The 18,810-nt window shown below is 70.5% G+C and carries 16 protein-coding genes, 1 tRNA gene and 1 pseudogene; 9 read left to right on the top strand and 9 right to left on the bottom strand.

Annotated features, from left to right (window positions below; all coding sequences use genetic code 11):
* Nucleotides 1-6 precede the first annotated feature (6 nt).
* The 4 genes and pseudogenes from hpt to dacB form a co-directional block, all read right to left on the bottom strand.
* Nucleotides 7-622 (bottom strand): annotated as a pseudogene (hpt, locus tag G6N24_RS23035) (hypoxanthine phosphoribosyltransferase).
* Nucleotides 619-1,611: a tRNA lysidine(34) synthetase TilS gene (gene tilS, locus G6N24_RS23030; RefSeq protein ID WP_085157150.1), complete on the bottom strand. Its 993-nt coding sequence runs from the start codon at nt 1,609-1,611 to the stop codon at nt 619-621. The pseudogene hpt and the gene tilS overlap by 4 nt, the downstream one beginning before the upstream one ends.
* Entirely contained in the window at nt 1,590-2,642 is a 1,053-nt protein-coding gene (locus tag G6N24_RS23025; RefSeq protein ID WP_085157193.1) for a zinc-dependent metalloprotease, read from the bottom strand. Before G6N24_RS23025 ends, tilS begins: the two co-directional genes overlap by 22 nt.
* Complete coding sequence (gene dacB / locus G6N24_RS23020; protein ID WP_139822210.1) at nt 2,639-4,024, bottom strand: D-alanyl-D-alanine carboxypeptidase/D-alanyl-D-alanine endopeptidase; 1,386 nt, start codon at nt 4,022-4,024, stop codon at nt 2,639-2,641. Before dacB ends, G6N24_RS23025 begins: the two co-directional genes overlap by 4 nt.
* A gap of 363 nt (nt 4,025-4,387) precedes the next feature.
* On the opposite strand from dacB, the gene G6N24_RS23015 reads away from it, so the two are divergent.
* Nucleotides 4,388-4,876, top strand: coding sequence for an inorganic diphosphatase (locus tag G6N24_RS23015; RefSeq protein WP_085157196.1), 489 nt, complete (start codon nt 4,388-4,390; stop codon nt 4,874-4,876).
* Here G6N24_RS23015 and G6N24_RS23010 read toward each other — a convergent pair.
* Entirely contained in the window at nt 4,857-5,990 is a 1,134-nt protein-coding gene (locus tag G6N24_RS23010) for a DUF475 domain-containing protein (protein WP_085157156.1), read from the bottom strand. The genes G6N24_RS23015 and G6N24_RS23010 overlap by 20 nt on opposite strands.
* A 160-nt stretch (nt 5,991-6,150) precedes the next feature.
* Between G6N24_RS23010 and G6N24_RS23005 the strand changes: the two genes are divergently transcribed.
* From G6N24_RS23005 to G6N24_RS22985, 5 genes are all read left to right on the top strand, one after another.
* A complete protein-coding gene (locus tag G6N24_RS23005; protein ID WP_085157159.1) occupies nt 6,151-7,368 on the top strand; it encodes a hypothetical protein in 1,218 nt (405 codons plus the stop codon).
* Nucleotides 7,369-7,402: 34 nt separating this feature from the next.
* On the top strand, nt 7,403-8,116 hold the full coding sequence (locus G6N24_RS23000) for a glycosyltransferase family 2 protein (RefSeq protein WP_139822211.1): 714 nt from the start codon (nt 7,403-7,405) through the stop codon (nt 8,114-8,116).
* The gene (locus G6N24_RS22995) at nt 8,113-8,469 is read left to right on the top strand and encodes a DUF2304 domain-containing protein (protein ID WP_085157165.1); all 357 of its coding nucleotides are present in this window, start codon (nt 8,113-8,115) and stop codon (nt 8,467-8,469) included. The genes G6N24_RS23000 and G6N24_RS22995 overlap by 4 nt, the downstream gene beginning before the upstream one ends.
* 149 nt (nt 8,470-8,618) lie before the next feature.
* On the top strand, nt 8,619-9,497 hold the full coding sequence (locus G6N24_RS22990; protein ID WP_085157168.1) for a phytanoyl-CoA dioxygenase family protein: 879 nt from the start codon (nt 8,619-8,621) through the stop codon (nt 9,495-9,497).
* Between the two features lie 271 nt (nt 9,498-9,768).
* Entirely contained in the window at nt 9,769-13,080 is a 3,312-nt protein-coding gene (locus G6N24_RS22985; protein WP_163745617.1) for a PE family protein, read from the top strand.
* Nucleotides 13,081-13,096: 16 nt separating this feature from the next.
* Here the strand turns inward: G6N24_RS22985 and G6N24_RS22980 are convergent, their stop codons facing one another.
* Both G6N24_RS22980 and G6N24_RS25450 read right to left on the bottom strand, forming a co-directional pair.
* Nucleotides 13,097-13,318: a hypothetical protein gene (locus tag G6N24_RS22980; RefSeq protein ID WP_085157171.1), complete on the bottom strand. Its 222-nt coding sequence runs from the start codon at nt 13,316-13,318 to the stop codon at nt 13,097-13,099.
* A gap of 433 nt (nt 13,319-13,751) precedes the next feature.
* A complete protein-coding gene (locus G6N24_RS25450; RefSeq protein ID WP_269151266.1) occupies nt 13,752-13,883 on the bottom strand; it encodes a hypothetical protein in 132 nt (43 codons plus the stop codon).
* 80 nt (nt 13,884-13,963) lie between these two features.
* Between G6N24_RS25450 and G6N24_RS22975 the strand changes: the two genes are divergently transcribed.
* Nucleotides 13,964-14,113 (top strand): hypothetical protein, encoded by a 150-nt coding sequence (locus G6N24_RS22975; protein ID WP_232070652.1) that lies wholly within the window; start codon nt 13,964-13,966, stop codon nt 14,111-14,113.
* A 167-nt stretch (nt 14,114-14,280) separates the two neighbouring features.
* Here the strand turns inward: G6N24_RS22975 and G6N24_RS22970 are convergent, their stop codons facing one another.
* Nucleotides 14,281-15,225 carry an NAD-dependent epimerase/dehydratase family protein gene (locus G6N24_RS22970; RefSeq protein ID WP_085157178.1) on the bottom strand — a complete coding sequence of 315 codons (945 nt, stop codon included), beginning with the start codon at nt 15,223-15,225 and terminating at the stop codon, nt 14,281-14,283.
* Here G6N24_RS22970 and G6N24_RS22965 point away from each other — a divergent pair.
* On the top strand, nt 15,191-17,002 hold the full coding sequence (locus G6N24_RS22965; RefSeq protein WP_085157181.1) for a hypothetical protein: 1,812 nt from the start codon (nt 15,191-15,193) through the stop codon (nt 17,000-17,002). The genes G6N24_RS22970 and G6N24_RS22965 overlap by 35 nt on opposite strands.
* A gap of 135 nt (nt 17,003-17,137) precedes the next feature.
* A complete protein-coding gene (locus G6N24_RS22960; protein WP_163745616.1) occupies nt 17,138-18,538 on the top strand; it encodes a PE family protein in 1,401 nt (466 codons plus the stop codon).
* Nucleotides 18,539-18,617: 79 nt separating this feature from the next.
* On the opposite strand, the gene G6N24_RS22955 is transcribed toward G6N24_RS22960, so the two are convergent.
* A tRNA-Thr gene (locus G6N24_RS22955) sits at nt 18,618-18,690 on the bottom strand.
* Nucleotides 18,691-18,810: the final 120 nt, after the last annotated feature.

The raw sequence follows: 18,810 nt of genomic DNA, 5'->3' as shown, positions 1-18,810 counted from the left end.
GACCCGCTACTGGTAGACCCGCGGGTCCAGCGTCCCGATATAGGACAGGTCGCGGTAGCGCTCGTCGTAGTCCAGGCCGTAGCCGACGACGAAGTCGTTGGGAATGTCGAAGCCCACGTATGCGATGTCGACGTTGGCGCCCACCGCGTCGGGCTTACGCAGCAGCGTGCAGACCCGCAATGAACGCGGATGCCGGGTGGTCAGGTTGCGCAGCAGCCAGGACAGCGTCAGCCCCGAGTCGACGACGTCCTCCACGATCAGCACGTCGCGATCGTGGATATCACGGTCGAGGTCCTTCATGATCCGCACCACCCCGGACGACGACGTCGACGTCCCGTAGGAACTCACCGCCATGAACTCGAACTGGGTCGGCAGCGGAATCGCCCGCGCCAGGTCGGTAACGAACAGAACCGCGCCCTTCAGCACGGTAATCAACAGCAGATCCTGGCCGTCGGCGGTGACATCGCGGTAGTCGTTGCCGATTTGCGCGCCGAGTTCGGCGACGCGGGCCTGAATCTGCTCCGTGGTGAGCAGCACCGACTTGATGTCCCCCGGGTACAGCTCCGCCGCCACGCCCACAGCGTAGTCATGCCGCCGGCCGAAGAACCAACGCAGGCGTCAAACCGGCTTGGCAACGGGCTCGATCCGCAATGTCAGCACACCGTCGCGCCGGCCCGCGACCAATCGCCGACCGCGCAATGTGGACCCGACCGCCACCCCGCCCTGGCCGCGCCAAGCGGTGACCAGCGTGTTCACGCCGCGGATCTGCTTATCGGTCAGCCCAGTCGCGCCGCCGGCCAAGAGCCAGCCACGAATTACCCTGCGCCGCACCGGGTCCGGCAGCGCGGTCAACGCCTTGGTACTCAGGCCAGAACCCGCCGACGCCTTGGTGAGCGCCTCCGCGGCGATCGTGTCGAGCAGGTCGGTGTCCTCACGCAACGCGGTCGCGGTGCGGGCCAGCGCCTCGGCCACACCGCCGCCCAGCACGTCCTCCAGCAGCGGCAGCACCTCGGCGCGCAGCCGAGTCCGGGTGAAACGGCGGTCGGTGTTGTGCGGATCCCGCCACGGCGTCAGGCCCAGTTCCCGGCAGGCGGCGTGGGTCACGTCGCGCCGCACACCCAGCAACGGCCGGCACCACGGCGGATCGTATGGGCGCATGCCGGCGATCGACCGGGCCCCCGAACCGCGACCGAGCCCCAGCAGCACCGTCTCCGCCTGGTCATCGAGCGTGTGGGCCAGCAGCACCGGGCCGTCGCGGTGCGCGTCCAAAGCGGCGTAGCGCGCGGCGCGTGCCGCCGCCTCCAGGCCACCAGAGCCGGCTTTGCGGCCGCTCCCGTCACCCAACTGAACGCAAAGCACTTGTGCGTCAACGCATCCCAGCGCCACGGCCTGCGCCCTGGCGGTTTCGGCGACCGCGGCCGAACCCGACTGCAGACCGTGGTCCACGATCAACGCGGCGGTGGGCAGCAGCCGCGCGGCGACGGCGGTGAGCGCCAGCGAGTCCGGGCCGCCGGAGAGGGCCACGCACCACCGGTCGGCGGTGTCCAGATGGGCCTTGACAAACGCCTCGGCGGCCCTGCGCAGCCGCGCTACAGCACCCTGTCGATCCATCGCTGCGGGTTCTCGATCTCGGCAGGCAGGGGCAACGTCTCGGGGCCCGACCAGATCGTGTTGAACCGCTCCATCCCGACCCGGCCCACCACGTGATCGACGAACGCCTTGCCGCGGGCGTATTGGGCGAGCTTGGCGTCAAGGCCGAGCAACGCCCGCAGCAGCCGCTGCAGCGGCGGTTGCTTGCGATGGCGACGTTCGTCGAATCGACGGCGGATGGTGGCCACCGACGGCACCACCATCGGCCCAACCGCGTCCATCACATGATCGGCGTGACCCTCGAGCAGCGTACCGAGCACCAGGAGCTGATCCAGCGCCTCGCGCTGCGGCTCGGACTGCACGGCGCGCACCAGCCCGAGGATCCCCGTTGCGTTGGGGTCGTCGGTCGCGGAGCCATAACCGCGGGTGCGGACGAAGTTGGCGAGGCGGCCCACCACCTCTCCGAGGTCATCACCTGGTTCCTGGGTCAACAACCCCAGTGCGCGGGACATGTAGCCGGACAGCCAGGGGTTGGCGGTGAACTGCACCCGGTGGGTGACCTCGTGCAGGCACACCCACAGCCGGAAATCGGACGGCTCGACCCGCAGTTGACGCTCGACGGCGATGACGTTGGGATACACCAACAGCAGGCAGCCCTGGTCGGCGGTGGCGTATGGGTCGTACTGACCGAGAATCCCGGAGGCCACAAACGCCAGCACGGCACCCGTCTGCGCACCGGTGATCCGACCGGTGAAAAACCCCCGCGGCTTTTCGGCTCCGTTGGTCATGACCCGCATCGACTCGGCCGCCGCCCGAATCCACGCCGGCCGGTCGACGACGCGGGCCGCCGGCACCACACCGTCGGCGACCAGGCCCGTGACCTCGCGCACCGGCGGCTCGGCCTTGGCCGCCGCGCTCGTCAACTCGTCGACCACCTGGCGGCGGGTGTATTCGGTGGACGGTGGCCCCGGGCGGGCCAGCCGCTCCCCCACGGTGGCCGCGAATCGCCAATCGACCGCGTTGCCGAGGGTCAGTTCCGTCGATGCGGTCACGTCGTGCACCCGCAGAACCACAGCTTGGTCGCCAGGGCGTCCATCGCGTTGCGGCCGTTCGGGCCGGCGTCGTTGGAGATGAACGCGAAGGTGAGCACCCGTCCGCTGCTGTCGGTGAGGACCCCGGCCAACGCATTGATGGCGGTCAACGAGCCCGTCTTGGCTCGTAGCCAGCCGGCCGGGCCCTGGTCGGTGGCCCGGTCGAGGAAGCGTTCGCCCAGCGTGCCGCTGCCGCCGGCGATCGGAAGCAGATCCAGCAGCGGCCGCAGCACCGGCTGGTCCGGCCCCGCCGCCGCTTGCACGGCGCCGTCCAGGGTAGTGGCCGTCAACCGGTTGTCCACCGACAAGCCGCTGGAATCCACCAGCGCGGCGCCGTTGGTGTCGACGCGCGCGGTGTTGAGCCGGTTGGTCACCGCGTCGACCGCACCGGTGAAGCTCCGCGGCCGGTTGATGGCGGCCGCCACCTCACGCCCGATGCATTCGGCCATCACGTTGTCGGAGGCGTTCATCATCTGGGACAGCCGCTCGATCAACGGCGCCGACTGCACCACCGCCAGCTGCCGCGCGCCGGCCGGTGCCGACGCGATCGTCACCGCCGCAGGATCGAGACCGAGGCCTTTGGCCAGCTCCCGTCCGGCGTCCAGCGCCGGGGTCCGCGACCGTCGTGAGTTCACCGTCGTCGGCTGGATCCGACCGGCGTCGATCATCGCGGCCTCGATCGGGGCGATGTCACCGTTGTCCACGTCCGCCGGGTCCCAGCCCGGCGCCATCGTCGGGCCGCTGAACGCCGAGATGTCAACCTGCACCGCCGTCGGCGTCATACCGCTGCGCTGGATCTGCTCGACCAGGTCGCTGATGCGCGCCGCACCCCGATACCAGGTGTCCACGCCGGGTGGCGCGGCGGACAGCGTCGGATCCCCAGCCCCCACGAGTACGACGGGGCCCTGGGAGACCTGACCGCTGGCCACCACGCGTGTGCTGATCCGGGCCTGACGGTCCAGGGTCAGCAGGGCGGCCGCCGCGGTCAGGATCTTGTTTGTCGACGCCGGCACCAGCGGCATGTCATCGAGCCGCTGCCAGAGCGCCTGCCCGGTCATGGCGTCGGTGATCCGGCCCCCCAACTTGCCCAAATCGGGATCGGCGGCAACGGCTGCCAGCGCTGCCGCCACGCCGTCGGCGCTGGGTAACGGGGCGGTGTCGGCGACGGGGGTCACACCCGGCTTGACGGTGGGCACCCGCGGTGGCGGCACGGGGGACCGCGCACCGGCGCCGCGACCGCCTGTCGTGAAGTACATCGCCGCCCCGACCACGGCCGCGATAAACGCCAGCACGACCACCCCGACGATCACCTGGGTGGACCTGCGCCGGCTAGTGGGACCCATGACTCTCTTTCTGCCTGGTGGCTGTATGGCCCCATTCTGCCGAACCAGCGACGAGGCGGACCTCTCGACTTGCGCCCGACGACGGCGAGCGCCGCAACGGCGCGAGTGAGGAGTCAGGCAATCGGACTTGCGCCTGACGACGGCGAGCGCCGCAACGGCGCGAGTGAGGAGTCAGGCAATCGGACTTGCGCCCGACGACGGCGAGCGCCGCAACGGCGCGAGTGAGGAGTCAGGCAATCGGACTTGCGCCCGACGACGGCGAGCGCCGCAACGGCGCGAGTGAGGAGTCAGGCAATCGGACTAAGGTGGACCCGCGACTCAACCGACCTACCCGTGTCTTTCCCATTTGAAGGAGCCGACAAGGTGCAATTCGACGTGACCATCGAAATTCCGAAAGGCCAGCGGAACAAGTACGAAGTCGACCATGAGACGGGACGGGTGCGCCTGGACCGCTACCTCTATACGTCGATGGCGTACCCGACCGATTACGGGTTCATCGAGGACACCCTCGGCGAGGACGGCGATCCGCTGGACGCGCTGGTGCTACTGCCCGAGGCGGTGTTCCCGGGCGTGCTGGTGGAGGCGCGGCCGGTGGGCATGTTCCGGATGGTCGACGAGCACGGCGGCGACGACAAGGTGCTGTGTGTCCCGGCCGGCGACCACCGGTGGGATCACATCCAGGACATCGGGGACGTTCCGGCCTTCGAACTGGACGCGATCAAGCATTTCTTCGTGCACTACAAGGACCTGGAGCCGGGCAAGTTCGTCGAGGCAGCCGACTGGGTGGACCGCGCCCAAGCGGAGGCCGAGGTGCAGCGCTCGGTGGAACGCTTCAAGACGGGCGCGCACTGACGCTGGCCGGCGTCGGGCCTTCTTCAAGTAGAGCCACCGAGGCGGCATTGCGTCGATTGCGCAGCACGCTCCAGCCCAACGCCGCCCCGATGAAGACCACACCCACCGAGGCCGTGACCGCCTCGGGAAGTTCGAATCTGTGCTCGATGGAAAGCAGCATGATCACCGCTAACGCACCGATCGCCCAGTGCGCGCCGTGTTCCAGATACACGTAGCGCTCGAGCGCTTCCTGGTGGACCAGGTAGACGGTGATCGACCGGACGAACAGTGCCCCCACTAGGCCAAGACCCAGCGCAATGATGACCGGGTCCGACGTGATCGCGAAGGCTCCGGTGACTCCGTCGAAGGAGAAGGCCGCGTCAAGCATCTCGAGATAGAGGAACAGCGCGAACGCCGCCTTGCCGACCGCCGGTACCGGCCGGGCATCGGCCATCACCGCATCGATGCCGGCCGGCCGGAACGCCCGGGCCAACCCGTCCACGGTCAGGTACGTCACCATGCCCAGCAGGCCAGCCGTCAGTACCGTAGCGCGTTGGTCATTGGAGTGCGTCAACAGTGTGCCGACGACGACCAGCACCACGCAGGCCACTACGACCGGCACCTGACCCAGCCGCCCGATGCGCGCGAACGGTACCTCGATCCACTTCAGCCACTTGATGTCTCGGTCGTGGAAGACGAAGTCCAGGAATAACAGCAGCAGGAACATCCCGCCGAATGCGGCGATCTGGGGGTGGGCCGCCAGGATCAGCTTTTCGTAACTGGGTGAGCCGTCCGGGAATTCGAGAGCGCGGTTGGGCGGCGGATGCAGCGCCAGGTGAAGTGCGCGCAGCGGGTCGAGACCCGCCGTTGCCCAGACGATGACCAGCGGGAAGACCAGCCGCATGCCGAACACCGCGGCAAAAATCCCGACCGTGAGGAACATCTTCTGCCAAAAGGGGCTCATCTGCTTCAAGACCGCGGCGTTGATGATGGCGTTGTCGAACGACAGCGACACCTCGAGAACAGCCAGCACCACCAACAAAAAAAGGGCGGTGAGCCCGCCATGCGCGTAACCGGCTACGAAGGCCAGCATGGTCACTGCCAGCGAGATGGCGAAAACGCGGAGCGCGGCCATGGATCCTTCCTGACGGCTTTCAGGATAGCGGGCGCGGTCGCCGCGGCAGGGAGTCGCCGTAGCGCCCTTAGTATTTTCAGACTGTGGCGATGCATCGAGTCGGTTGGCCAGAAGTGCCGTCACGGTGACCGCCTCTCGCGGGGCGATCGCGCGAGGCAGCATGGCCAGGGTTGGTACCGCGACCGCAGTGACCGCCCTGTGCGGCTACACGGTGATCTATCTGGCGGCACGCAACCTGGCCCCGACCGGCTTCTCGGTGTTCGGGGTGTTCTGGGGGGCGTTCGGCCTGGTCACCGGCGCCACCAACGGCCTGTTGCAAGAAACGACCCGCGAAGTGCGCTCGATACACTACGTCCGCGAACTGGAGGCCTTGCCGGCAGGTGGGCGTATTCGTCCGCTGCGGGTAGCCGGCATGGTCGGTGTCGCCGCCGCCGTCGTGATCGCCGGAAGCTCACCATTGTGGGGCGGGCGGGTATTCGTCGAAGCGCGCTGGCTATCCGTGGGACTGCTTAGCGTTGGACTCGCGGGGTTTTGCCTGCACGCCACCCTGCTGGGCATGCTGGCCGGCGCAAACCGGTGGACCCAGTACGGAGCCCTAATGGTGACTGACGCGGTCATCCGGGTGGCGGTCGCCACGGCGACGTTCGTGGTCGGCTGGGGCCTGGTCGGCTTCCTGTGGGCCACCGTGGCGGGCGCGGTGGCCTGGCTGATCATGCTGCTGACCTCTCCGGCCACCCGTGCGGCCGCCCGCCTGCTGACGCCGGGCAGTACCGCGACCTTCTTGCGCGGCGCCGCCCATTCGATCACCGCGGCGGGCGCCAGCGCGATTCTGATCATGGGATTTCCGGTGCTGCTAAAGCTGACCTCCGATCACCTCGGAGCCCAGGGGGGCGTCGTCATCCTGGCGGTGACGTTGACGCGAGCGCCGCTGCTGGTGCCGTTGACGGGCATGCAGGGCAACCTCATCGCTCATTTCGTCGACGAACGCACCGGGCGCCTTAGGGCGCTGATCGCACCGGCGGCGGCCATCGGCGGCATCGGCGCGGTCGGCCTGGTCGCGGCGGGCGTGGTGGGCCCCTTGCTGCTGCGCGCCGGGTTCGGGTCGCAGTACATGGCCAGCGGTGCGCTGCTGGCGTGGCTGACGGCGGCCGCGGTGGCGATCGCCATGCTGACGCTCACCGGGGCCGCCACGGTAGCGGCCGCGGCGCATCGGGCCTATTCGCTGGGTTGGGTGGGCGCGACAGTGGCGTCGGGATTGCTGCTGTTGTTGCCGCTGCCGCTGGAAACCCGGACCATCGTCGCGTTGTTGTGCGGTCCGCTGGTAGGAATCGGCGTCCATCTGGCGGCGTTGGCGCGTGCCGGACGCCCTAATGCCTGATTAGCCTGGTCCGGCGTGTAACTTGTGGGCTTAAATGGCCTCGAAAATGGACACCGAAACGCGTTACCCCGACGTCTGGATAGTCGTTCCCGCCTTCAACGAATCCGCTGTCATCGGCGAGGTCATCGCCGGCGTGCGGTCGGTCTTCGACCACGTCGTCTGCGTTGACGATGGCAGCACCGACGGCACCGGTGAGATCGCCATGCGCGCCGGCGCTCACCTGGTGCGCCATCCGATCAATTTGGGCCAGGGTGCGGCCATCCAGACCGGCGTCGAGTATGCGTGCAAGCAGCCCGGGGCCCAGGTTTTCGCCACGTTCGACGCCGACGGGCAGCACCGGGTCAAGGACGTGGCCGCCATGGTCGACCGGCTTTCCACGGGTGACGTCGACGTGGTGATCGGCACACGCTTCGGCGGGGCCGTCGGCAGCCGGCCGCCGCTGCTGAAGCGGATCGTGCTGCAAACCGCCACGCGGTTGAGTCGGCGCGGTCGCCAGCTTGGCCTGACCGACACCAACAACGGTCTGCGGGTGTTCAACCGGAAGGTGGCGGAGGGACTGAACATCACCATGAGCGGCATGAGCCATGCCGCCGAGTTCATCATGCTGATCGCCGAAAACCATTGGCGCGTAGCGGAAGAGCCGGTCGAGGTGCTCTACACCGAATACTCGAAGTCGAAGGGTCAGCCACTGCTCAATGGCGTCAACATCATCTTCGACGGGTTCTTGCGAGGAAGGCTACGACGATGAACTGGATCCAGGTGTTGTTAATCGCGTCGATCATCGCGCTGCTGGTCTATCTCTTACGGTCGCGCCGCAGCGCGCGATCTCGGGCCTGGGTCAAGGTGGGCTACGTTTTGTTCGTGCTGGGCGGAGTCTACGCCGTGCTTCGGCCGGACGACACGACCGTGGTCGCGCACTGGTTCGGGGTGCGCCGCGGCACCGACCTGATGCTCTACGCGCTGATCATGGCGTTCAGTTTCACCACGCTGAGCACCTACATGCGGTTCAAGGATTTGGAGTTGCGCTACGCGCGACTCGCGCGAGCGATAGCGATCGAGGGCGCACGGGCACCCGACGAGCAGGGGATGCTGGCGAAATAGCGCAGCAGCTACGAATTCGTCTTATAGTTGCTGTGCACGCACGTCGGCACATCTACCAACGGAGGCATCATGGCTGACCCGGACGACGTTACCACCACCGAAGACGACCGCGGCGAGGGCGAGTCGGAAAAGGACCTGCTGCCAGCCTGATGACCCAGGACTCATCGGTCGGGCGCCACGTCGGCGAGATCGACGAGTTCGGCTACACCGTCGTCGAGAATGTCCTCGACGCTGAATCAGTCGCTGCGTTCCTGGCGGATACGCGCCGGCTCGAACGGGAGTTGCCGACTGTCATCGCCAACTCCACGACGGTCGTCAAAGGCTTGGCATGGTCCGGGCACGTCCCGATCACCAAGGCCGACCACGACTGGGTGCGCATCGACAACCTGCTGTTGCACGGCAGCCGCTACGAGGCGCTTCCGGTACACCCGAAGCTGCTTCCCGTGATCGAGGGCGTCCTGGGCCGTGACTGCCTGCTCTCGTGGTGCATGACCAGCAACCAATTGCCGGGGGCGGTCGCCCAGCGCCTGCACTGCGACGACGAGATGTATCCGCTGCCGCGGCCGCATCAACCGATTCTGTGCAATGCGCTGATCGCGCTGTGCGATTTCACCGCCGACAACGGCGCCACCCAGGTGGTGCCCGGTTCGCATCGCTGGGCCGAGCAACCGTCGCCGCCGTACCCGGAGGGCAAGCCGATCGAGATCAAGGCGGGCGACGCGCTGATCTGGAACGGCAGCCTGTGGCATACCGCCGCGGCGAACCGCACCGATGCGCCACGGCCAGCATTGACCATCAACTTCTGCGCGGGATTCGTGCGCCAGCAGGTCAACCAGCAGCTGAGCATTCCGCGAGAGTTGGTGCGCCGCTTCGAGCCCCGGCTGCAGGAGCTGATCGGCTACGGGTTGTTCGCCGGGAAGATGGGCCGAATCGACTGGCGGCCACCCGCGGACTATCTCGACGGCGACAAGCACCCGTTCCTCGACGCGGTGAGCGACCGTTTGCAGCGTCCGGCGTTGCGGCGCTGAAAGCCTCCGGTCCCTAGGACAGTTAGCTGGAGTGTCGACGGGCCCGCGCCACGGCTGAACGGCTGGATCCCACCCGTGGGTCAATCACCTTCACCGCGAACGCCGGACCCACCGATGGGCGCACCCCGCCACGCGCCAGGGGTGCCTTGCTGTCGTCACGGATAGTTTGCTCAAACCACTCAGTGACCGCCCGAATAGCGATAGCATCATCAAGTCCATCGCTCGGCCAAGGCGGAGCGGTGGGTTATTCGTGAGTACAGCGAGGTGCCCGATGACGTATGTACTGGTCTCGCCGGAGATCATGGCCTCGGTGGCCGCCGACGTGAAAAGCATCGGCGCGCTCCTCGCCAACGGGAACGCGGCGGCGGCCACTCCCACGACGAACGTGGCCAGCGCGGCGGCCGACGAGGTGTCGACAGCAATCGCGGCGTTGTTTTCCCAGCACGCGAAGGAATATCAGGCGCTGGCCGGGCGGGCCGCGGCGTTTCACGACCAGTTCACGACCAACCTGCTGGCCGGCGCGAATTCGTATGTTGCAGCCGAGGCCACCAACGCGGCGGACGGGCTGATGGCGGTGATCAACGCGCCCACCCAAGCGCTGCTGGGGCGCCCGCTGATCGGTAACGGCGCAAACGGGACAACCGTCAATGGTGTGGGGACGGCTGGCGGTCCGGGTGGGATCTTGTACGGCAACGGTGGTAACGGTGGGGCTAGCGCCAACCCGGGAGCACCGGGCGGCGCCGGCGGGGCCGCAGGCCTGATCGGCAACGGCGGCCTAGGCGGGCTCGGCGGGCCGGGCGGCCCGGGCGGTGTCGGCGGCACTGGCGGATTCCTGCTCGGGGCCGGCGGCGCCGGCGGCGCCGGCGGGACCGGTACCACCGGTGCGATCGGCGCTGCCGGTGGCGTGGGCGGCGACGGCGGCGCCGGCGGGAGCGCCGGGTGGTTCGGCCAAGGCGGAGCCGGTGGCGCCGGCGGGGCCGGCGGCACCGGTGGTGCGGGCTCACCGGGCCAGGAGGGCGGTACCGGTGGGGCCGGTGGTCGCGGCGGAGTCGGCGGCAGTGCCGGGCTGTTCGGTCACGGAGGCGCCGGCGGCGGCGGCGGCACCGGCGGCGCCGGCGGTGTGGGCTTGGCCGGGGAGCCGGGCAAGATCACCGGCGGTTTCGGCGGCCACGGCGGCCACGGCGGCGACGGAGGGGCGGGCGGCAACGCCGGCAGCTTCGGCACCAATGGCAGCGGCGGTCGCGGCGGCGACGGAGGGGTCGGCGGCATCGGCGGCGCCGGTGCCGCCGATACCGGCAGCGGCGCCGGCGCGGGCGGTTTCGGCGGCGATGGCGGCGACGCCGGAGCCGGCGGGGCCGCGGGCACCGGCGGCACCGGCGGGTCGGCGGGTGTCTACGGCAATGGTGGCAATGGCGCGTTCGGCGGCACCGGCGGGGCCGGCGCCAGCGCCGCGGCCGGCACCGGTCTCAGCGGTACCAATGGCGGGGCCGGCGGACAGGGCGGGTCCGGCGGCAATAGCGGCCCCGGCGGCACCAACGGTAGCGGTGCCGACGGCGCCCCCGGCGGCGCTGGAGGGGACGGCGGCAGCGGCACCGCCGACACCGGCGCGGGCGCCGGCGCCGGCGGAAACGGCGGAAAGGGCGGCGCCGGCGGCGCCGCCGGCCTCGCCGGCAAAGGCGGCACCGGCGGCACCAGTGGCACCGGCGGCACCGGCGGCGCCGGGGGCGCGGGCGGCGCCGGTGCTGCGGGCGCATCCGACTCCGGTCACACGGGCGGTACCGGCGGCATGGGCGGCGAGGGCGGCAACGGCGGCAATGGACTGCCCGGTGCTACGAACGGCAACGGCGGGGTGGGCGGGGCCGGCGGCGACGGCGGCGACGGCGGCAGCGGCACCCCGGATACCGGCAGCGGTGGCGGCCCGGGTGGCTTCGGCGGCTACGGCGGCGACGGCGGCGCCGGCGGCCAGCCCGGGCACGGCAACGGCGCCGCCGGCATCGCGGGCACCGGCGGCGCCGGCGGGGACGGCGGCGACGGCGGGGCGGGCGCTCAAGCCGGGTCGAGCGGCGTCGGCGGCTACGGAGGCGACGGCGGTTACGGCGGGGACGGCGGTTACGGCGGCAACGGCATCACCGGTGCCGGTGGCACCGGCGGTGCCGGTGGCGACGGCGGCAACGCCGGCCCCGGCGGTAGCGGGGCGAATTGGGGCACCGGGGGCACCGGCGGCACCGGCGGCGGGGGCGGCTTCGGTGGTGCCGGCAAACTCGAGCAACCCGGCGGGGCGGGCGGGGCCGGCGGCACCGGTGGCAACGGCGGCAACAGCGGCCCCGGCGGAACCGCCGGCAACGGCGGCACCGGTGGCGTCGGCGGTGGCGGCGGCTACGGCGGCCCGGGCGACTACCAAGAAACGGGATTCGCGGGCGGGCCCGGCGGCACCGGCGGCACCGGCGGGAACCCGGGCACCGGGGGGGCCGCGGGTGTCGGCGGCAACGGGGGCGCCGGCGGTGTCGGCGGCGGTGGGGGCTACGGCGGCACCGGCCGCGAATCGGCAGGCGCCACGGGCGGGGTCGGCGGCACCGGCGGCACCGGCGGCAACCCCGGCCCCGGCGGCGTCGGTGGCAACGGCGGTGACGGCGGCATCGGCGGACCCGGCGGCTACGGCGACACCGGCATCGGAACGGTGGGCTACGCCGGTGGCACCGGCGGCCAGGGCGGCACCGGCGGTACCCCCGGCCCCGGTGGCGCCGCCGCCGGCAACGGCGGCCAGGGCGGCAGGGGCGGCACCGGCGGCTACGGCGGCAGCGGCAACGAAACAGCCGGGTACGCCGGTGGAGCGGGCGGCCAAGGCGGCGCCGGCGGGACCGGCGGCTCGGCCGGTGCCGGCGCCGCCAACGGCAACGGCGGCGCCGGTGGCGAGGGCGGCCTGGGCGGCAAGGGCGGTTACGGCGGCTACAGCGGCACCACCTACGCCGGCGCGGCCGGCGGCGACGGCGGCGCCGGCGGCAACGGCGGCAAAGGCGGGCAACCTGGCAGCGGAGCGGGCAGCGCGGGCAGCATCGGAGGCGCGGGCGGCGGCGGCGAAGGCGGGCTCGGCGGCACCGGCGGCACCGGCTACTACGGCGGCAATGCCGGCCCCGGCGGCCAGGGCGGCCAGGGCGGCACCGGCGCCGACGGTGCGCCTGGTCAGGCCGGCGGAACGGGCGGGACCGGCGGGCCCGGCGGGACTGGCGGGACCGCGTCCGGCACCGGCAACGGCGGCACCGGCGGCCAGGGCGGCACCGGCGGCGCCGGCGGCATGGGCGGCAGCGGCACTACACCCGGGCAGGCCGGCGGCGCCGGTGGGGCCGGCGGGTTCGGTGGGACCGGCGGCAACGGCGGAAAGGCCTCCGGCGGCGACGGTGGCGACGGCGGCACCGGCGGCGACGGCGGCCCCGGCGGTGATGGTGGCGATGGCGTCGGCGCGCCCGGCGGGGCCGGCGGCACCGGCGGTACCGGCGGCAATGGCGGCAACGGCACCCCACCGAACGGCACCAACGGCGGCCCCGGCAACCCCGGCGCGGACGGCCTCGACGGCCAAAGCCTCTAGTTTGCGCGGGTCGGTACTACGTGGTCGGGGTGTTGGGTTGATCGGCCGGTTGTTGGGATCGTGGGGTGTGCCCGATGGTTTCGATGATGGTGGTTTGTTCGAGGTTGACCCCGCTGTCCGGGTAGATCCTGAGTTCTTTGCCGCCGAAGCCGTCGGTGGACAAGGCTTTCGGCTGTTCGACCCGGATCAGGGGTTGGTGTTGCCCTGGTCGCTGGTTGAGTGGCTGCCGGTCGGACACTGCCCGGTTTATCGCCGATCTGGTCGATGAGCATTGGGATCTTAGGCCGTCTACCCCGAGGGGCGCGGCGGCGCGCGTTATGACCCGCGGTTGAGGGTGCGCGTTGTGCTCGACGGCTTCACCACCATGGTGCTTTTTCGCGGGTGGTCGAGACCAGATGCGTCGATGACGTGTCGTTTCGCCCGCTGGCGGGTGGGGTGGCCCCCGATGGGCGGGCGATCGACCGGTTGTTGTCAACGCTGAGCGCTGGGGCTGTTGTTTGTGCAGGCCTTGGCGTGGTGTCGGGCCGCGGGAATAGTCGGGTGGGCCGGGATGTGGGACCAAGGTGCGCGCCAGCGCCTCCATACGCATAGCGATGGGCTCTGCGCGGGTGAGTGAGAAGGTAAAGGGGCCAACACCAGCCAAGCCCCCGCCAGCTTCTTGCTGTTGCCGGCTATTGCCCGGCCACCAACCCCGACGCCGCACCGAGTTTCATATCGCCACCGGACGTTACCGCCGCGACGACCCGCCACCGGGCGCCCCACGTGGACGTATCCCCCAACGACGCCACCGCAAAACAGCGCATGACCGGCAACCTCACGACCCCATAAAGGCCGCAACATCTATGCCCGCCGCAAGGCGATCGTCGAACCGGTATGCGGCCAAATGCACACCCGGCAACACGCCAAACAACTCCTGCTTCGCGGGCTCGATCAGCCCCACGGCGAATGGCTACTGCCGGCAACCCGCCACAACCTGCGCAAACTGCACGGCCACGTCGGCGTCACCGGACCGGCCAGCATTGCGGCCCGCTGACCCGCCCGTCGATTCCCGGGCGCCTGAACACACGAGTCTGCATCCAAGACGCCCAGTCTGCGCCCAGCGTGCCGCGGACCGCGATTTCGTCGCCCTCAGCGCAGACTGAACACCTCACCCGGGGTCGGGCAACGCCGGACCCCGGGAACCGTTACCGACCCGCACCCCTAGCCGGTGTGCAGTCGGCGAAAGTATTCCACCGTGCGGCGTATGCCGTCGGCCAGCTCAACCTGCGGGCGCCAGCCCAAAACCCGTGCGGCCAAACCGATGTCGAGGCAGGAGCGCTTCAGGTCGCCCAGCCGCGGCGGGTGAAACTCCGGGTCGTCGGGCCCGCCGACGGCCGCGGCCACCGCGGAATGCAGTTGGCGGTCCGAGGTTTCCAGGCCGGTCCCGATGTTGAAGCGCTGCCCACCGCCGGCATCACCGGACGCCTTGATGAAGGCATCCACCACGTCGTCGACGTACACGTAGTCACGGGTGTTGGTGCCGTCGCCGAACACCTTGGTGGGCTTACCCGACAGCAGGGCCTGGGCGAAAATCGCGACCACGCCGGCTTCGCCGTGCGGATCCTGCCGCGGGCCGTAGACGTTGGCCGGGGCGATGTGCGAGCAGTCCAGGCCGTAGAGATGCCGAAACGTGTTCAGGTAGATCTCGCCGGCCACCTTGCCGGCGGCATACGGCGACGCCGGGTCGGTGGGCGCCGTCTCGGGGGTCGGGTACTGCGGTGGGGTGCCGTAGATGGATCCCCCCGACGAGGTGTGCACGACCTTGCGCACACCGCTGAGCCGGGCTGCCTCGGCGAGACGCACGGTGCCGACGACGTTGACCGACGCGTCGAATTGCGGATCGGCCACCGAATTGCGGACGTCGATTTGGGCCGCGAGGTGAAACACCACCTCGGGGCGGTACTCGGCGAGGATCGCCTGCAAATCCGCGGTGACGATATCCGCCTCGAGGAAAACGTGGGCGGGGTTGCCGGCGAGATGCTCGAGATTGGTCGCGCGACCGGTCGCGAAATTGTCCAGCCCCACCACCGTGTGACCGTCGGCCAACAGACGGTCGACTAGCGTCGACCCGATGAAACCGGCTGCCCCGGTAACCAGTGCGCGCACCGGCCCACCATACCGGCGGGTCGTGCTGGGCGCCGCGGTGCTGATCTCGGTGCAGCTGGCGATCCGCGCGGTGCTGGCCTTCGGTGGCTACTTCTACTGGGACGATCTGATTCTTGTGGGCCGGGCCGGCACCCATGGCCTGCTGTCGCCGTCGTACCTGTTCGACGACCATGACGGCCATGTCATGCCGGCCGCGTTCCTGGTCGCCGGCGCGATTATCCGTGCGGCGCCGCTGATGTGGATCGGGCCGGCCATCAGTCTGGTGGTGCTGCAGCTGCTGGCCTCGCTGGCGTTGTTGCGGGCGCTGTTCGTCATCCTCGGCTGGCGACCGGTGCTGCTGATCCCGTTGGCCTTCGCCTTGTTCACGCCGCTGGGGGTGCCCGGGTTCGCCTGGTGGGCGGCCGCGCTGAACTCGCTGCCGATGCTGGCGGCGCTGGCCTGGGTGTGCGCCGATGCGATACTGCTGGTCCGCACCGGCAACCGGCGCCACGCGGCCACCGGCGTGCTGGTGTATTTCGGTGGGCTGCTGTTCTTCGAGAAGGCCGCGGTGATCCCGTTTGTAGCGTTCGCTGTGGCCGTGCTGGTGCGCCACGTGGGAGGGGACCGACGCGCGGTGCGGACGGTGTGGCGGGCTGGAGTCCGGTTGTGGGCGCCGTCGCTGGCGCTGACCGTCGGCTGGGCGGCGCTGTACCTGACCGTGGTGGATCAGCGACGGTGGAGTTCGGACCTGGCGATGACGGCCGATCTGCTGTGGCGTTCGATCACCCACGGCGTCGTGCCGGGTCTGGCCGGCGGGCCGTGGAGCTGGGAGCGCTGGGCCCCGGCCTCCCCCTGGGCCACTCCCCCGCCGCTGGCGATGGCGCTTGGCTGGGTGGTGCTGGTTGGCACGCTGGTGTTATCGCTGATGCGCAAACGGCGCATCGGCCTGGTGTGGCTGACCGCGGGCGGATACGTCGTCGCCTGCCAGGTGCCGATCTATCTGATGCGGTCGTCGCGGTTCACCGCGCTCGAACTGGCCCAGACCCTGCGGTATTTCCCAGACCTCGTCGTCGTGCTGGCGCTGCTCGGCGCGGTCGCGTTCACCGCGCCCGACCGGGACGTGTCGGGCTGGCTGGACGCCTCGCGGACACGCACCGTGGCCACCTTCGGCGCGGCGGGGTTGTTCGTGGCCAGCAGCCTGTATTCGACGGCGACGTTCCTGATCTCCTGGCGCAACAACCCGGCCGAGCCCTACCTGAAGAATGCGCGCGCGAGTTTGGCGGCCGCGCATGCGAATTCGACTGCATCGCTGCTGGATCAGGAGGTCGATCCGCTGGTGCTGCAACGGGTGGCGTGGCCGGAGAATCTGGCCAGCCACATGTTCGCGCTGCTGCCCGATCGGCCCGAATTCGCCACGGCGACAACACAATTACGGATGCTGACTAGCTCAGGCCGGCTGATTGACGCGAAGGTGACCTGGGTGCGGACCATCGCGCCGGGGCCGATGCCGCACTGCGGCTATTTCGCGCAGCCCGATAAGCCAGCGCGCCTGATCCTCGACGGGCCGCTGCTGCCGGCGGACTGGACCGTCGAACTCAACTACCTGGCCAACAGCGACGGCTCGATGACGGTGTCACTCACGCAAGGACCCGGCGTCAAGGTGCCGGTGCACCCGGGGCTCAACCGCGTGTACGCGCGGGTGCCCGGCGCCGGAGACGCGATCACCGTGCGAGCCAACACCACGGCACTGTCGTTGTGCATCGCGTCGGGACCGGTGGGGTTCCTCGCGCCGGTGTGACCGGCCCCGTCCTTGCGGCGGTTCGGATGCGCGGGGATAAATTTCGGGCAATCCCGAAACCTGTTGCCGTGGCGAGCGATACGATTCGACCGTCGCAGGTGTCAATGGCCGCCGTGGACATCGGAGGTTTGTCGGATGTCTGTACTACTAACCGCAGCGCCGGACATCATGGCGTCGGCCGCGACGGGTTTGGCGAACATCGGATCAGCGATCAACGCAGCTAACTTTACGGCCGCAACCCCGACCACCAACCTGCTGGCCGCCGCCGAGGATGAGGTGTCGGCCGCAGTCGCCGCGCTGTTCGCCTCCCACGCCCAGGCGTACCAGGCCCTCAGCATCCAAGCAGAGGCGTTTCACCAGCAGTTCGTGCGGGCCCTCCACGTGGGCGCGGCCTCCTATGCCAATGCTGAGGCCGCCAACGCCTCGCCCCTGCAGGAACTCCTCAATGTGGTCAACGCGCCCAGCATTGCGCTTACCGGACGCCCACTTTTCGGCAACGGCGCCAACGGCGCGCCGGGGACCGGGCACGACGGCGCTCCCGGCGGGTGGTTGATCGGCAGTGGCGGGGCCGGAGGGACTGGCGGCTTGAGTCACCCAGATGGCGGTAACGGCGGGGCCGCCGGGTTATTCGGCAACGGCGGGGCGGGGGGCGCCGGCGCGAAGAACTCACTAGCCGGCCCTGGCGGCAAGGGCGGGGCGGGCGGAACCGGCGGATTGTTCGGCGCCGGCGGCGCCGGTGGCGCCGGCGGATTCTCGCAGATGGGCGATGGCGGCAACGGCGGCGCCGGTGGCGCCGGCGGGCTGTTCGGCGCCGGCGGCGCGGGTGGCACCGGAGGCACCGGCGGGAACGGCGGCGGAACAGGCGGGGCCGGCGGCGCCTCCGGCCTGTTTGGCGTGGGAGGCATCGGCGGCACCGGGGGCGCCGGAGGAACCGGCAGTGGCGGCGGCGGCGGCAACGGCGGCAGCGCCGTATTCATCGGCACCGGCGGGGCCGGGGGCACCGGCGGGGCCGGGGGCACCGGCGGTGACGGCGGCAACGGCGGTTGGGGCGGCAACGGCGGGTATTTTGGCACCGGCGGGGCCGGCGGGACGGGCGGATCCGGCGGCGCGGGCGGGATTGGCGGCATCGGTGGCAATGGCGGGCTGCTCGTCGGCACCGGCGGCGACGGCGGCGCCGGCGGCATCGGCCGCGATCTCGGCGGAGCCGGCGGCGCCGGAGGAAACGCCGGCATCCTCATCGGTTCTGGCGGCAACGGCGGCGCCGGTGGGTTCGGCAATACCGACGTGGGCGGAGACGGAGGGATCGGCGGCCAGGCCGGGCTGATTGGCAACGGCGGGAACGGCGGGGACGGCGGAGGAACGGCGGCGGTCTTCCCCGTCACGGGAAGCAATGGCGGCGAGGGCGGTAACGCCACGCTGATCGGCAACGGTGGTAACGGCGGCAACGCCGGATCCGGCGCAACCGGCGGCAACCCAGGCACCGGCGGTGACGGCGGGTTGCTGCTGGGCGAGAACGGGTTGAACGGGCTCACCTAGCCGGCGGGCGCGAGGGCGCGCAAAGTGTCAACCGCGCCGGCGTGTCGCTTACAACACGCGCGCTCGCGCCCAGGCATTGAGCCACCTAGGAGAATCGAACTCCTGACCTGCTCATTACGAGTGAGCCGCTCTACCGACTGAGCTAAGGTGGCATGCCCTCGCGCCGGGCGGCACGAGTCTACGGCAGGCGCGCCGGCCGACCCAAGTCTGATTGCCCGGCTCTCCCCCGCAAGCGGGCGGTACCCCCACCGCAGGCCGCCTTCAACGGCCTG

Source organism: Mycobacterium lacus (assembly GCF_010731535.1).
Classification (GTDB): Bacteria; Actinomycetota; Actinomycetes; order Mycobacteriales; family Mycobacteriaceae; genus Mycobacterium; species Mycobacterium lacus.
The sequence above is the reverse complement of the archived record's forward strand: the minus strand, read 5'-3'. Positions and strand labels throughout refer to the sequence as shown.

Excerpts from the sequence above, each read along its gene's own strand:
- G6N24_RS22965 (WP_085157181.1), top strand. The coding sequence starts at position 15,191 with ATGAAACCGGCTGCCCCGGTAACCAGTGCGCGCACCGGCCCACCATAC.
- G6N24_RS23005 (WP_085157159.1), top strand. The coding sequence starts at position 6,151 with ATGGCCAGGGTTGGTACCGCGACCGCAGTGACCGCCCTGTGCGGCTAC.
- G6N24_RS22995 (WP_085157165.1), top strand. The coding sequence starts at position 8,113 with ATGAACTGGATCCAGGTGTTGTTAATCGCGTCGATCATCGCGCTGCTG.
- G6N24_RS22960 (WP_163745616.1), top strand. The coding sequence starts at position 17,138 with ATGTCTGTACTACTAACCGCAGCGCCGGACATCATGGCGTCGGCCGCG.
- dacB (WP_139822210.1), bottom strand. The coding sequence starts at position 4,024 with ATGGGTCCCACTAGCCGGCGCAGGTCCACCCAGGTGATCGTCGGGGTG.
- G6N24_RS25450 (WP_269151266.1), bottom strand. The coding sequence starts at position 13,883 with ATGCGCTGTTTTGCGGTGGCGTCGTTGGGGGATACGTCCACGTGGGGC.
- G6N24_RS22990 (WP_085157168.1), top strand. The coding sequence starts at position 8,619 with ATGACCCAGGACTCATCGGTCGGGCGCCACGTCGGCGAGATCGACGAG.
- tilS (WP_085157150.1), bottom strand. The coding sequence starts at position 1,611 with ATGGATCGACAGGGTGCTGTAGCGCGGCTGCGCAGGGCCGCCGAGGCG.
- G6N24_RS22985 (WP_163745617.1), top strand. The coding sequence starts at position 9,769 with ATGACGTATGTACTGGTCTCGCCGGAGATCATGGCCTCGGTGGCCGCC.
- G6N24_RS23000 (WP_139822211.1), top strand. The coding sequence starts at position 7,403 with ATGGCCTCGAAAATGGACACCGAAACGCGTTACCCCGACGTCTGGATA.
- G6N24_RS23010 (WP_085157156.1), bottom strand. The coding sequence starts at position 5,990 with ATGGCCGCGCTCCGCGTTTTCGCCATCTCGCTGGCAGTGACCATGCTG.
- G6N24_RS22975 (WP_232070652.1), top strand. The coding sequence starts at position 13,964 with ATGCACACCCGGCAACACGCCAAACAACTCCTGCTTCGCGGGCTCGAT.